General features: G+C 67.6%; 17 protein-coding genes. 9 read left to right on the top strand and 8 right to left on the bottom strand.

Annotated features, from left to right (window positions below):
* The 4 genes from N7333_RS21990 to N7333_RS21975 all read left to right on the top strand — a co-directional run.
* The coding region (locus N7333_RS21990; RefSeq protein ID WP_279859388.1) for a TIGR03862 family flavoprotein at positions 1-702 on the top strand (702 nt) is incomplete at its 5' end.
* A 185-nt stretch (positions 703-887) separates the two neighbouring features.
* Positions 888-1889, top strand: a complete 1002-nt coding sequence (locus tag N7333_RS21985) for a response regulator (protein ID WP_003240340.1) — start codon at positions 888-890, stop codon at positions 1887-1889.
* Positions 1890-1893: 4 nt separating this feature from the next.
* Positions 1894-2331 (top strand): PAS domain-containing protein, encoded by a 438-nt coding sequence (locus N7333_RS21980; protein WP_129482968.1) that lies wholly within the window; start codon positions 1894-1896, stop codon positions 2329-2331.
* 90 nt (positions 2332-2421) lie between these two features.
* Positions 2422-2784: a VOC family protein gene (locus tag N7333_RS21975; RefSeq protein ID WP_129482969.1), complete on the top strand. Its 363-nt coding sequence runs from the start codon at positions 2422-2424 to the stop codon at positions 2782-2784.
* 82 nt (positions 2785-2866) lie between these two features.
* On the opposite strand, the gene N7333_RS21970 is transcribed toward N7333_RS21975, so the two are convergent.
* The 3 genes from N7333_RS21970 to N7333_RS21960 all read right to left on the bottom strand — a co-directional run bounded on the left by N7333_RS21970 (position 2867) and on the right by N7333_RS21960 (position 5474).
* Complete coding sequence (locus N7333_RS21970; RefSeq protein ID WP_129482970.1) at positions 2867-4210, bottom strand: DEAD/DEAH box helicase; 1344 nt, start codon at positions 4208-4210, stop codon at positions 2867-2869.
* Between the two features lie 126 nt (positions 4211-4336).
* On the bottom strand, positions 4337-4936 hold the full coding sequence (locus N7333_RS21965; RefSeq protein ID WP_012019664.1) for a 3'-5' exonuclease: 600 nt from the start codon (positions 4934-4936) through the stop codon (positions 4337-4339).
* A gap of 7 nt (positions 4937-4943) precedes the next feature.
* Positions 4944-5474, bottom strand: a complete 531-nt coding sequence (locus tag N7333_RS21960) for an NYN domain-containing protein (protein ID WP_177491169.1) — start codon at positions 5472-5474, stop codon at positions 4944-4946.
* A 50-nt stretch (positions 5475-5524) separates the two neighbouring features.
* Between N7333_RS21960 and N7333_RS21955 the strand changes: the two genes are divergently transcribed.
* From N7333_RS21955 to N7333_RS21945, 3 genes are all read left to right on the top strand, one after another.
* The gene (locus N7333_RS21955) at positions 5525-6010 is read left to right on the top strand and encodes a YbaK/EbsC family protein (RefSeq protein WP_129482971.1); all 486 of its coding nucleotides are present in this window, start codon (positions 5525-5527) and stop codon (positions 6008-6010) included.
* Positions 6011-6071: 61 nt separating this feature from the next.
* Positions 6072-6737 carry a YciC family protein gene (locus tag N7333_RS21950; protein ID WP_003240326.1) on the top strand — a complete coding sequence of 222 codons (666 nt, stop codon included), beginning with the start codon at positions 6072-6074 and terminating at the stop codon, positions 6735-6737.
* 34 nt (positions 6738-6771) lie between these two features.
* On the top strand, positions 6772-7209 hold the full coding sequence (locus tag N7333_RS21945) for a VOC family protein (protein WP_129482972.1): 438 nt from the start codon (positions 6772-6774) through the stop codon (positions 7207-7209).
* Between the two features lie 7 nt (positions 7210-7216).
* Here N7333_RS21945 and N7333_RS21940 read toward each other — a convergent pair whose 3' ends face one another.
* The 3 genes from N7333_RS21940 to N7333_RS21930 are packed head-to-tail and all read right to left on the bottom strand — an operon-like array spanning position 7217 to position 9075.
* Positions 7217-7960: a transporter substrate-binding domain-containing protein gene (locus N7333_RS21940; RefSeq protein ID WP_129482973.1), complete on the bottom strand. Its 744-nt coding sequence runs from the start codon at positions 7958-7960 to the stop codon at positions 7217-7219.
* On the bottom strand, positions 7960-8805 hold the full coding sequence (locus N7333_RS21935) for an SDR family oxidoreductase (RefSeq protein WP_012019668.1): 846 nt from the start codon (positions 8803-8805) through the stop codon (positions 7960-7962). Before N7333_RS21935 ends, N7333_RS21940 begins: the two co-directional genes overlap by 1 nt.
* Before the next feature lie 30 nt (positions 8806-8835).
* Entirely contained in the window at positions 8836-9075 is a 240-nt protein-coding gene (locus tag N7333_RS21930; RefSeq protein WP_003240311.1) for a CDGSH iron-sulfur domain-containing protein, read from the bottom strand.
* A 90-nt stretch (positions 9076-9165) separates the two neighbouring features.
* On the opposite strand from N7333_RS21930, the gene N7333_RS21925 reads away from it, so the two are divergent.
* Both N7333_RS21925 and N7333_RS21920 read left to right on the top strand, forming a co-directional pair.
* Positions 9166-10254, top strand: a complete 1089-nt coding sequence (locus tag N7333_RS21925; RefSeq protein ID WP_129482974.1) for an endonuclease/exonuclease/phosphatase family protein — start codon at positions 9166-9168, stop codon at positions 10252-10254.
* Between the two features lie 93 nt (positions 10255-10347).
* Positions 10348-11082: a transporter substrate-binding domain-containing protein gene (locus tag N7333_RS21920; RefSeq protein ID WP_012019670.1), complete on the top strand. Its 735-nt coding sequence runs from the start codon at positions 10348-10350 to the stop codon at positions 11080-11082.
* A gap of 4 nt (positions 11083-11086) precedes the next feature.
* Here the strand turns inward: N7333_RS21920 and N7333_RS21915 are convergent, their stop codons facing one another.
* Positions 11087-11893: a TlpA disulfide reductase family protein gene (locus N7333_RS21915; RefSeq protein ID WP_012019671.1), complete on the bottom strand. Its 807-nt coding sequence runs from the start codon at positions 11891-11893 to the stop codon at positions 11087-11089.
* A gap of 7 nt (positions 11894-11900) precedes the next feature.
* Positions 11901-13012: ATP-dependent helicase C-terminal domain-containing protein (locus tag N7333_RS21910; protein WP_279859387.1), on the bottom strand; the 1112-nt coding region annotated here is incomplete at its 5' end.

The following is a 13012-nucleotide window of genomic DNA, read 5'->3' as shown; positions in this document are numbered from 1 at the left end:
GGCGCCTGGACGGCCCTGTTGCAGCAGCGCGGCGTCGAAGTAGCGGCCCTGAAACCGAGCAACTGCGGTTTCGAAGTGGCCGGCTGGAGTGAATATCTCAGGGAGAAATTCGCCGGGGCGCCGCTGAAGAACGTCGCCTTGAGCCTGCCCGGCCAGGTGCCTCGCATCGGTGAATTCGTGCTGACCGCAGGCGGCATCGAAGGCAGCTTGGTGTACGCCTTTTCCGCCGATATCCGCCGCGCCATCGAGGCCGACGGCCAGGCCCTGATCCACCTCGACCTGCTGCCACAGATGCCGCTGGCCAAACTGCAGCAGGCGCTGGGCAAGCCGCGCGGCAAGCATTCCATGGCCAAGCACCTGCACCGCCAGGCCGGCCTCGACGGCGTGAAAGCTGCCCTGCTGCGCGAGCTCGCCCCCGCCGAGGCTTTCACTGATCCGGCCGCGCTTGCTCTGTGGATCAAGGCGCTACCCATCACCCTGCTGCGCACCCGCCCGCTGGATGAGGCGATCAGCAGCGCCGGCGGCGTGCGCTTCGAGGCATTGGACGACGGACTGATGCTCAAGGCCCTGCCCGGCGTGTTCTGCGCCGGCGAGATGCTCGACTGGGAAGCGCCCACCGGCGGTTACCTGCTCACCGCCTGCTTCGCCAGCGGGCAGGTGGCAGCGCAGGGCATTCTGCGCTGGCTGCAGCACCTGGCGTAGGAGCCCGCTTGCGGGCGATCCGCCTCATGCCGCCTCGATCGCCCGCAAGCGGGCTCCTACCAGGCGATCATGGCGCCTGGTAGTCCGGCGACACGCCGCCCTACACCGGAAAAACCGCCGTGCCCTTGCCCCAGGCTGCGTCTATGCTCAGTTTCAGCGCTCCCCCACACAGGTAATCCCCCGCCGTGATCCCGCTGCTGGTCTGCGACGACTCCAACATGGCGCGCAAGCAACTGATTCGCGCGCTGCCGCCGGAATGGCCGGTGACCCTGAGCCAGGCGGCCAATGGCGAGGAGGCACTGGCACTGGTTCGCCAGGGCCAGGGCCAGATCATGCTGCTGGACCTGACCATGCCGGTGCTCGACGGCTACCAGACCCTGGCCGCGCTGCGGGCCGAGGGGCTGCAGAGCCAGGTCATCGTGGTGTCCGGCGACGTGCAGGACGAAGCCGTGCGCCGCGTGCGCGAGCTGGGCGCCCTGGCCTTTATCAGGAAACCCGCTGACCCCGCCATCCTGCGCCAGACGCTGATCGAACTGGGCCTGTTCAACCCCCAGGCCACGCCCATGGCGCAGGCCCAGGCCGCGGCGCTGTCGGAGCTGAAGGTGAGCTTCCGCGACGCCCTGCGCGAGGTGAGCAACGTCGCCATGGGCCGCGCCGCCGCCCTGCTGGCCAAGGTGCTGGGGGTATTCGTGCAGCTCCCCGTGCCGCAGGTGAATCTCTTCGAGGTCAGCGAGCTACACATGACCCTGCTCGACGCCCAGCGCGGCGAGCGCTTCAGCGCCATCTGCCAGGGCTTCATCGGCGAAGCCATCGCCGGCGAGGCGCTGCTGTTGTTCCATGACTCGGAAGTGAACGACATGGCGCGCCTGCTCGGCTGGCAGCCGAAGAACGAGACGCAGACTTCGGAGATGCTGCTGGACCTGGCCAGCATCCTGATCGGCGCCTGCCTGGCCGGCGTCGCCGAGCAGCTCGACCTGCGTTTCTCCCAGGGCCACCCGCAACTGCTCGGCCAGCATGCCAGCCTCGACCAGCTGATTCAGGTCAACCGCCAGCGCTGGCGCAAGACCCTGGCCGTGGAGATCAGCTACAGCCTGGAGGGCCACGCCATTCATTTCGACCTGCTGCTGTTGTTCACCGAAGACTCGATCGCCCGCCTGACGGCGAAGATCGGCTACCTGATGGAGTGAGGCGATGCCCGCGCAGATCGATATCAAGGAGGTTCACTGGCTGCTCGACATCGTGCAGTGCATCGACGTCGGCGTGCTGGTGCTCGACCGCCAGTACCGCGTCGAGGTGTGGAACGCCTTCATGGAGAACCACTCCGGGCTGGGGCCGGATCAGGTGCAGGGGCGCTCGCTGTTCGAGCTGTTCCCGGACATCGACCGTCCCTGGCTGGAGCGCAAGGTGGAAAGCGTGGTACAGCTGGGCACCCGCGCCTTCAGCCTGTGGCAGCAGCGCCCCTACCTGATGCGTTTCAAGAGCTATCAGCCGATCACCGGCCAGGCCGATTTCATGTATCAGAACGTCACCCTGCTGCCGCTGGCCGGCCAGCCGGTGGAGCATGTGTGTCTGGTGATCTACGACATGACCGCGGCGGCCGTGGCGGCGCAGGCGCAATCTACGAGTTGAGGTTGTCGTAGCCCGGATGCAATCCGGGTCATGCTGCATACAATGTTCCCGGATAGCATCCGGGCTACGGCTCTCAGAAAAGGGATTTACATGCTGCGCAGTGTTGAACTGAAAACCTTCGTCCCGGCACGGGACTTCGCCCTGAGCATGGATTTCTACCAGGCCATGGGCTTTAAGCGCGGTTGGTCGGACGAACAGATGGCCTATTTCAGCCATGGTGATCACTGCGCCTTTCTGCTGCAGAACTTCTACGTGAAGGAACAGGCGGAGAACTTCGTCATGCACCTGCTGGTGGAAGAAGTCGATGCGTGGTGGCAGCAGATTCAGGCAGCCCGTCTGGATGAGCGGTTCGGCACGCGACTGATCGCGCCGCAGGATCAGCCCTGGGGCATGCGCGAGTTCATGGTGTTCGATCCTAGCGGCGTGCTGTGGCGAATCGCGCAGAATAGTTGAGAGCAATGGCGGGGTGCCCCCGCCCTACGAGACGGCTGCGGCGTGCCGTAGGGCGGGTGCAACCCGCCAACGGAGATTCCACCTACTTCTTGCCGCCCTTGGGTTTGCTGCCGAAACTCGGCACCTTGCGCACCGCCTTGGCTTTCGGCTTGGCATCCTCTTCCTCGAACCAGCGGCCGAGGTGGATATTGCCCTTGCCGGCAGGCTTGGCGGCGCCGGGGATCAGCTTCTGCTTGGGCTTCTTCGGTTTTTTCAGCACCTGGCCGTCGATGGTGGTCTGCGGCACCCGGTGATCGGGGATGAAGTCCGGCTCCTCGCGGCGCGGCAGCACCTGGCGGATCAGCCGCTCGATGGCAGCCAGCAGCTCCACCTCGTCGGCGCACACCAGCGAGACCGCCTCACCGGTGCTGCCGGCACGGCCGGTACGGCCGATGCGGTGCACGTAGTCTTCGGCGTTGATCGGCAGGTCGAGGTTGACCACCAGCGGCAGGTCGTCGATATCCAGGCCACGCGCGGCCACGTCGGTGGCCACCAGGATCTGCACCTCACCGGCCTTGAAGCGCTCCAGCGCGCGCAGGCGGCTCGGCTGCGGCTTGTCGCCGTGGATCGAGTCGGCGGACACGCCCATGGCCAGCAGCTCCTGCTCGAGCTGATCGACGCCCTTGCGCGTCTTGGCGAACACCAGCACCTGGCCCCAGCGCTTTTCCTGCAACAGGTGCAGAAACAGCTCGCTCTTGCGCTTCTTGTCCACCGGGATCAGCCACTGCTTGACGCTCTTGGCCGCCGCATTGCGCGGGCTGACCTCCACCGACACGGGATCGCGCAGCAGCTCGCCGGCCATCTGCCGAATCACGTCGGAGAAGGTGGCGGAGAACAGCAGGGTCTGGCGCCTTTTCGGCAGCGCGCTGAACAGCTCGTCCAGCTCACGGGCGAAGCCCAGATCGAGCATGCGGTCGGCCTCGTCCAGCACCAGGGTCTGCAGCTGGGCGAACTTCACCGCGTTCTGCCGGTACAGGTCGAGCAGCCGCCCCGGCGTGGCCACCAGCACGTCGACGCCCTTGCGCAGCTTCATCATCTGCGGGTTGATGCTGACGCCGCCGTACACCGCGTAGCTGCTCAGCGGCAGGTGCTGGCCGTAGGCCTGGAAGCTCTGCAGCACCTGTTCGGCCAGCTCGCGGGTCGGCACCAGCACCAGCGCACGCACCGTGTTGCTGGCCACCTGCGGGCCTTCCAGGGTCAGGCGCTGCAGCAGCGGCAGGGCGAAACCGGCGGTCTTGCCGGTGCCGGTCTGCGCCGCGGCCATCAGGTCGCGGCCCTTGAGCACGGCGGGGATGGCCTGGCTCTGCACCGGGGTCGGGGTCTGGTAGTCGAGTTCGGCGAGGGTGCGCAGCAGCGGTTCGATCAAACCGAGGGAGGCGAAGGTCATGGAGGCTAACCGCAGGAAGTAGGAAACTGGCGCGTAGTTTACCCGTTCGTGCCCGTAAAGCACCGCTGCGCAGCCCGGATGCAATCCGGGAATAGCGCCCCCCGGATTGCATCCGGGCTACGACGGCTAAGCCGTGGCCAGCAGCGCCCGCACCTTGGCGGCCGAGAGACTCTGCAGCTGGCAGAGAAAGGCATGGTCGGCCTGGTACCGACCATGACGCTCGCGCAGCAAGCCGAACAGATGCAGGGTGAGGTTCGCCGCCATCTCGGCGTCGGCCAGGGCGCGGTGGGCACGGCCGGTATCCGGCAGGCCGGCCCAGGCATTGAGGTTGCCCAGCTTGTGACTCGGCGCCTCCGGCAGCAGCCTGCGTGAGAGCAGCAGCGAACAGGCGAAGGGCTGCGAACGACGCCGGCGCACGCGCGCCAGTTCGGCGTCCCAGAACTTCTGGTCGAAGGACGCGTTGTGCGCCAGCAGCGGCCGCTCGCCGATGAAGTCGGCCACCTCGTTCATCACCTGCTCCGACGGTGGCGCCTTGCGCAGCATGGCGTTGCTGATGCCGGTGAGCTGCTCGATGAACGGCGGCACCCAGGCGCCGCTGTTCATCAGGCTCTGGTAACGGTCGACGATGCGCCCGTCCTCGATGATCGCCACGCCGATCTCGGTAGCGCGCGCCTGGCTCGGCGACACGCCGGTGGTTTCGAAATCGATTACTGCAATGGATTCCACGTACGCCTCAATGATTACGGAGCAAAAGTTCACCCTCGATGGGCACGTACAGGCTGGCGGCACGGATCAGCGACTGCGCCGTCAGCCCCGGCACGCCGAAGGCGATGGCCTCTACGCCCCGGCTGCGCACGCGTTCGAGCAGCAGATCGAAGTCGCCATCACCGGAGGCCAGGACGATCTCGTCGACCCGCTCGAGCGCGTCGAGCACGTCGATGGTGATGCCCACGTCCCAGTCGCCCTTGGCCGAGCCGTCAGCGCGCTGGATATAGGGCTTGAGCTTCACGGTGAAGCCCAGCTTGCGCAGGATCTGCTGGAACTGCTGCTGCTTGGCATCGCCACGATCGATGGCGTAGGCGTAGGCCTCGGCGATCACGCCACGGCGGCTGACCTCGGCCCACAGCACGCTGTAGTCGAAATGGCAGCCATGGACCTGGCGCACCGTGTAGTAGAGGTTCTGCACATCGGCGAATACGGCGATCTTCTTCACCGGGAGTCCTCGGGGGCGACGAAGGCGCCAGTATGCCAGAGCCGGCCGCATCCTGCGTCCGGGGCTGGCCCGGGCGTGGCGCAGCCCCTATCCTAGCCGCCATGACGCCTCTCGAACGCCTCTGCCAGCGCAACCTCGACCTGCTCCAGAGCCTGAATATCGACCACCGCCTGGTCGAACACGAACCGGTGCTGGACTACCCAACCGCCCACGCCGTGCGCCAGCGCTTCGGCCTGCGCGGCGTGGAGAGCAAGAGCCTGTTCCTGCGCATCGCGGCGCAGCGCTACGCCATGCTGGTCAGCCTCGAAGGTGCCCGCGCCGACTGGACCAGGCTCAAGCACCTGCTCGGCAGCCGGCCACGTGTTGCCAGCGACGCGGAGCTGAGCGAGCACACCGGCTGCGTGCCGATGTGCGCCTGCCCCTTCGGCCATGACCCCAGCATCACCCTGGTGATCGACCGCCAGGTGCTGGGCTGCGACTTTCTGCTGTACTCGCCCGGCCCGCCCGGGCTCACCCTGGAGGTACCGGGCAGCGCCCTGCCGCGCCTGCTCGCGGCGCAGCCCAATGCGCAGCTGGAGTACCCTTGAACCCATTCGACTGCCTCGGCGAACGGCCAGCGCCCTCGCCCCCACACTTGGTAACCTGCCGATGAAGCCTCTGTCCGTCCTGCGCGACGCCTGGTTTTTCTTCAGTCACAACCTGGCGGCCATCGCCCGCATCACCCTGCCCCTGCTGCTGCTCGAAGCCATCTGCCAGGTTCTGCTCGCCGCCCAGCTCGGCGCGGACGCCAACCCGGCATACGGCATATTGCTCGGCGTGCTGTTCTACCCGTTGTACGCCGCGCCGCTGATTCTCTTCCTGCATGCGCGCAGCAGCGGGCGCGAAGCGAGCGCAGGCCAGCTATTCGCCGCCGCGCTGCAGCTGTGGCCGAGCTTCGCCCTGCTCGCCGGCCTGAGCACGCTGGTGATCATGCTGGGTCTGTCGCTGTTCATCGTGCCGGGTATCTGGATCATGGTGCGCCTGGCCTTCGCCGAGGTGATCCTGGTGCTGCGTCAGGAGCCGCCGATGCGCGCCCTGCAGAGCAGCTTCGGGCTGACCGAGGGGCGCTTCTGGCCGGTGTTCGTCTGCCTGGCCAACGTGCTGGTGCCATTGTGGCTGCTGGACTGGTGGACGCAGCCGAGCCGCGACGACACCCTGCTGTGGGTGCTGCAGCAGGCCGGCAACGGCTTTCTCCAGCTGCTGGCGGTGGTGGTGGTGTTTCGCCTGTTCATGCTCCTCGACACGCAATCGGCGCCGGAGGAAAACACCGACTAGGCTTGCAGCTTTGGCCAGATAAGGAGAGAGCGCCATGAGCGAAACCAACCCCAGCATCCTGTCCCACGTGTCGATCGGCACCAACCGCTTCGACGAGGCCAGCGCCTTCTACGCCAAGGTGCTCGCCACCCTGGGCTGCAAGGAGATCATGCGTCATCCCGGCGCCGTGGCGTTCGGCCGCGAGTACCCGGAATTCTGGGTGCAGACGCCGATCAACGGCCAGCCGGCTACCCTCGGCAACGGCAGCCATTTCGGCTTCGTCGCCCCGAACAAGGAGTCGGTGCACGCCTTTCACCAGGCCGCCCTGGAAGCCGGCGCCAGCGACGAAGGCCAGCCAGGCCCGCGCCCGGATTACGGCGAGCCTTACTACGGCTGTTTCGTGCGCGATCTCGACGGCCACAAGATCGAGGCGGCCTATTGGGACATGTCGATGATGTACGAGCTGTACGTCGAGCCGCACGAGCACGGCTGAGGCCCAGCTACTGACGCGCCACCACTCGCTGGTAACGCAGCGCGGCTCGCGCGATCCAGCCCTCGCGTAGCAGGCTCTCCAGTGCAGCCGAGAGCTGCGGCAGGCGTTGCAGGCGCTGGCGGGAAAAGCCGATGTAGAGTTCGGTGCGTGCCTCGGGACGGTAGGCCGCCTTGACGATGCGCCCGGCCAGCTCGGGGGCGAGCAGGGCGTAGTCGACCTGGCAGTCGGTGCCCACCAGCACGTCGATGCGGCCGCGTGCGAGCATCTGAAGCAGTTGGCTCTCGTTGCTGACACCGACCTTGTTCAGCTTCTGATCGCCGTCGAACGGCTGGAAGTACACCGACTCCAGCACATGGCCGATGCGCAGCCCGCGAAGTTTCTCGTAGTCGTCCAGGCGCGTGGCCAGCGTCGGGCTGGCGTAGAAGCGCGGCGAGCAGGCGTAGTACGGCGCGTTCAGGTACTGGATATAGCGCTCGCGCTCCGCCGTTCTGGCCAGCCCGGTCATCAGATCGGCCTTGCCCTGCTCCAGCGCTGCCAGGCCGCGCGCCCAGGGTGCCCGCTCCACTTCGAAGCGCAGCCCGGTGCGGCGTGACAGCTCGTCGAGCAGATCGATGTCCAGCCCCTGCAAGCGGCCGTTCTCGCCCTCCATGCGAAAGGGCGGCCAGAGGTCGGTCATCACCCGCAGGGGCTCGGCTTCACCGGCCCGGCACAGCGGCACCAGCATCAGCATTGCGAACAGCCAGCTGCGCATCAGTGGCGCCCCGAGCCCTGCGGCCGCAGCCCGGAAAGCCGCGGCAGCAATACCCGCTCGAACAGCCGCGGGAAGAAGCGCGCCAGCACCCGGGCGCGCCAGTCGACGTTGGACAACACCAGCAGACGCCGGCGCTTGAGCGCTCCCCGGTAGATCGCCTCGGCGACGTCCTGCGGCGAAGCCACCTTGCCCATCGCCAGGGGCGGCTGGGCGGCCACCGAGCCGTCGCCGACCAGGGCGTTCTTGCGCAGGTCGGTGGCAGTGAAGCCGGGGCACACCAGCATGACGTTGACCCCGGAGCCCTTGAGCTCGTAACGCAGGGTTTCGAACAGCCCGTGCAGCGCATGCTTGCTGGCGTTGTAGGCGCTGCGATAGAGCAAGGGGGCGATGCCCGACAGCGAGCTGAGCACGATGATCTGGCCGCGCCGCGCGATCAGGCTGGGCAGCGCCGCCTGCGTACAGTGCAGGGCGCCGAAATAGTTGACCGCCATGACCCGCTGGAACACCTCCAGGCTGGTCTCGGCGAAGGTGCTGCGATGAGTGATGCCGGCGTTGTTGACCAGCACGTCGATACCGCCGAAACGCTCCACCGCCAGGGCCACGGCACGCTGCACCGCCTCGGCGTCGGCGACGTCGCAGACCAGCCCCAGGGCCTCGGCGTTGTGGTGGTCGGCCAGATGCTGCACCAGGCTGTCCAACGAGGCCTGCTGCAGGTCGAGGATCACCAGGCGCGCGCCCGCCTGAGCCAGACGCATCGCCAAGGCGCGGCCGATACCGGCACAGCCCCCCGTGATGAGGACGACCTTGCGATCGAACACCTTGTTGGCGAACACCTTGCGATACATGCGCTGCTCCCCTGCACTGCCCTCGCGACACTACAACCTGTTATGGCTGCCATCGCAACAGGGCGGCGTGGCCGTGTGCTTGCAGCCACAGAAAAATACCCGTTCGGCGCGCTCGGCATGGTACCTCAGCGGCGTCAGCCCGCTGCCCTTGTGGCTGCCGTCGCAGAACGGCTGGCTGGCGCTGTGCCCGCAACGGCACCAGAAATAGTCCTGCCCGGCTTCCACATCCACTGCGTAGGGGCCGCGCTGGGCGATCAGCGGCTGGTTCATTTCAACCTCCCGGCAGAATGCCGCGAGCCTGGGCCGGCGGGCCACAGTCGGGTATCCTCGCCTCCCTTCAGCATAGCCGTCCGCGTCGCCATGTCCCTGTCCCGCCCGTTCCGTCTGCTGCTCATCATCGCTTTGCTGTTCGGCGCCCTGTTCGCCCTGTTGCATGCCCTGACCTGGCGCCCCGCCGCGCACGAGCCGGCGCCGCTGGCCTGCAACGGCAAGGTGGCGCAGCTGCAACCGGGCCAGGCGCTCAAGGTGATGACCTGGAACGTGCAGTACCTGGCCGGCAAACGCCATGTGTTCTGGTACGACCTGCCCGGCGGCGATGGCCCGGACGAGCGCCCGAGCAGCGACGATCTGGCCGCCACCCTGGACGAAGTGGTGCGCGTACTGCGCGACGAGCAGCCGGATCTGGTGCTGCTGCAGGAGCTGCACGACGGCGCCAAGGCCAGCGACTATCAGGACCAGCTGGCCCTGTTGCAGGAACGCCTGGCCGATCTCTACCCGTGCAGCAGCCAGGCCTTTTACTGGAAGGCCGCGTTCGTCCCGCACCCGCGCATCCTCGGCAGCGTCGGCATGAAGCTCGGCACCCTGAGCCGCTTCCAGATCGCCCGCGCCGAACGCCTGCAACTGCCGGAAATCCCCAGCGACCCGCTGAGCCGCCAGTTCCAGCTCAAGCGCGCCTTGCTGGTCAGCCACCTGCCGATCCGTGGCGGCGGCGAGCTGGTGGCGATCAATACCCATTTCGATGCCTTCGCTCAGGGCGACGACACCATGCGGCGTCAGGTGCAGATGACCGATGCGCTGCTGCAGCAGCTGCAGGCAGGCGCCAGCGCCTGGATCCTGGGCGGCGACCTCAACCTGCTGCCGCCCGGCCAGTTCCAGCATCTGCCGGAGAACCAGCGCGGCTGGTACGCCGCCGACAGCGAACTGCAGGATCTGGCCGGGCGCTACCCGATGATTCCCAGCCTGCAGCAGGCCAGCGGCGCACAGCAAGCGCAGTGGTACACCCATTACCCCAACGACCCGGCGGCGAGCGGCCCGGATCGCACCCTCGACTATCTGTTCTACAGCCCGCGCCTGACGCCCTTCGCCAGCCAGGTGCGCCAGCACGACACCCTGGGCATCTCCGACCACCTGCCGGTCATCGGTCGCTTCTTTCTGCCCAGCGAGGAATAACCGGGGCGGGACTGGACAAGTCCACCAGGAGTTGTCCATGCTCGCAGGGCACCAGCCCATAACGACAAGACGGCGAAGAGCCGCGACGACCGGATGCCAAGACGCTTCTGCCTGTTACTCATCGCCCTGCTCTGGCTGCCCGCTGCCCATGCGGACGACGCCAAACGCCGCATTCATGTCGGCTATTACGAATTCCCGCCGTACTCCTACACGGATGCCCAAGGCCAGCCCAGCGGCTCCGGCCTCGAGCTGACCGCGCGCCTGCTGGAGCAGGCCGGCTACCAGGCGGAGTTTCGCTCCTACCCCGGTGCGCGCCTCTATGGCGGCCTGATCGACGGCAGCGTGGAGGTGTGGACGGGGGCATCGGGCAAACCCGAGCTGACCGAGCACACCCTCGAAGGTCGCCACCTGCTCGGTGAAATCACCCTCAACCTGTACTTTCGCCACGACACCCCGCCACCGCGCGTGCCCGACGACCTGAACGGACGCGGCGTGATCCTGATCACCGGCTACAGCTACTGGCAGGAGGTCAACCGGTGGCTGGAAGACCCGGCGCGTGAAATCACCCAGCACCGCACCGCCAGCCACACCTCGGCCCTGGAGATGCTGCTGCGCCGGCGTGGCGATTACCTGCTGGACTACCAGACGCCGGTGGACGAGGCCAGGCAGCTGCTGGGCATGCGCGAGCTGCCCTTCATCGAAGTGCAGCGCCTGCCGCTGAAGCTGATCTTCTCGCGCCGCGCCGCGGATGCCGAGCGCCTGCGCGACGAGCTCGACCGTGCCTATGAGGAACTGGAAGAGGCCGGCGAGGACCTCTGGCTGCCGTGACGCCTCACTCCGGCCGCAGCGCGGCCAACGCCCGCTGCAGGCTGGCGTGCGACAGCTCACCGAGATGGCTGCCGACCTGACGCCCCTGGGCGTCGTAGAACAGCGTGGTCGGCAGGGCGCGCGAACCCACCAGCTGACCGAGACGTACCTGAGCGTCGAGCAGCACGTGCTGCAACTCCAGATTCTGACTGGCGAGGTAGGCCTCGACCTCGCCGACGCTCTCGCCCTGATTGACGAACAGCACGCGGATGCCGGCCTCGCGCTGCTGCGCCTGCGCCAGCACCGGCATCTCGCGACGGCACGGCGGGCACCAGGTGGCCCAGAGGTTGACCACCAGCGGCTGCCCGGCGTAATCACGCAGGTTCACCGTGCGGCCCTGAGCGTCCTGCAGCTGCAGGTCCGGCAATTGCGTACCCCGCTCCAGGGCGTGCAGCAACAGGCTGCCGCCCAGCCACAGGCTCAGGCCGAACGCCATCGCCACGCCCAGCGGCCGGCGCAGGCGGGCGTCGCGCCATAGATACCAGGCGCCCAGGGCCAGCGCCGCCAGCACGCCGGGCCAGGCGATGAAGCCGCCGTCACGAATGTCCAGCACCTGCCAGGGCGCTTCGCGATAGAACTCGGCGTAGCTGAGCACGAAGGCCAGACGCGCCACCAGCAGGCCCAGCAGCAACTGGCGAAACAGTTGCCGCTCCGGGTTGCAGCCCAGCCTGCGGCCGCTCCACCAGCCGACCAGGGTGGCCAGCAGCAGGCTGCCGAGCAACAGCAGGTGCGACGTAGAAAGGGCCAGCGGCCCGATATCCAGGGTCAACATGAACACCTCATTTGCGGGGTTTGGCGCGCGCCGTGGGTTCGGCGATCAGCGGGTCGTCCGGCCAGTAGTGCTTGGGATAGCGGCCCTTGAGGTCCTTCTTCACCTCCAGGTAGGTGTTGGCCCAGAAGCTGGCCAGATCCTGGGTGACCTGCACCGGCCGGCGCGCCGGCGACAGCAGGTGCAGCTTGAGGCCCAGGCGGCCGCCGGCGATGCGCGGCGTGGCGGCCAGACCGAACAGCTCCTGCAGGCGCACGGCGAGCACCGGCGGGTTTTCCGTGTAGTCGATGGCGATGCGCGAGCCGGACGGCACGCTCAGCGTGCGCGGCGCCAGCTCGTCGAGGCGTTGCGGCAGCGGCCAGGGCAGCAGCGTCTGCAGGATCGCCGGCAGGTCGAGATTGGCGAAGTGGCTGAGGCGGTTGACCTTGCCCAGGAACGGCGTCAGCCACTGCTCGAGGCTGGCCAATAGCGCGGCATCGGACAGGTCCGGCCATTCGCTCTGCCCCTGCTGCTGCAGGTCCAGCTCGCGCAGCAGCGCCACGCGCGCCTGCCACTGACGCAGGTCGGGCGTCCAGGGCAGCAGCTCCAGGCCCTTGCGTCGCACCAGCCCGACCAGGGCGCGGCTGCGCGTGTCCTCGTCCAGCGCTGCCAGTGCCTGGCGCTCCAGCACCAGTTCGCCCACCTTGCGCTGACGTTCGGCGCGCAGCACGCCTTCGCGCTCGTCCCAGTCGAGCACCTCCAGCGTCGTGACCTGTTCGGCCAGTTCGCGCTCGAACAGCGCCGGGTCGAGATCGGCGGCCAGATAGATGCGCTCCTCGCGCTGACCCTGACGGCTACCCAGGTCGGCCACCACCAGCCATTCGTGCTTCATCAGCGCATCGGCCTCACCGAACTGTGCGGCGCGGCCGTTGGCCAGGCGGTAGTCGGCGCCACCGGCACGGCGCTGCTGGGCGATGCGGTCGGGGTAGGCGAAGGCCAGCAGACAGCCGAGCCAGCGCGGGTGCTCGGGGTCGCTCACCGCCCCAATGACCGGCCGCCCCTTGAGCAGTCCCTGAAACTGCTTGGCCAGCTGCCGGGCGCGCTGCACGCCGCCTTGAGCGCTGCGCGTGGCGCGGCTTTCGC

This window comes from Pseudomonas sp. GD04158, assembly GCF_029834875.1.
Lineage (GTDB): Bacteria > Pseudomonadota > Gammaproteobacteria > Pseudomonadales > Pseudomonadaceae > Aquipseudomonas > Aquipseudomonas hydrolytica.
Note: the sequence above shows the minus strand (reverse complement) of the source record. Positions and strands in the feature narration are given on the sequence as shown.